Annotated in this window: 1 protein-coding gene; it reads right to left on the reverse strand. The window is 58.0% G+C overall.

Annotated elements, in window-relative coordinates:
- On the reverse strand, positions 1-312 hold a 312-nt coding region (locus AC0L3A_RS41090), incomplete at both ends, for an IS110 family transposase (protein ID WP_473256630.1).

Here is a 312-nt window from a genome sequence, read left to right on the forward strand (position 1 = left end):
CTGTTCGGCAAATAGGATCAGGGCAAAGCGGGCGGCGCCGGGGATCCTGTTGTCTTTTTCGTCCCGGAGAAGCACCAGGAGTTTTGCGATGCTTGCCATGCCTGTGCCGGCGATAATGCCCAATTCGGCCATATGAGCACGTAGGGCATTTGCAGTCTGGCTGCGCTGCCTCATCAGCAGCTCTCGCGTTCGCAAAATCATGCTGGCCGCTTGTTGTTCGGCAGTCTTCACCGGTACGAACCGCATTGTCGGGCGGTTGACCGCCTCACAAATGGCTTCAGCATCCGCCGCGTCGGTCTTGTTTCGTTTGAC

The sequence above is a fragment of the Bradyrhizobium sp. MI1.3 genome (genome assembly GCF_055811695.1).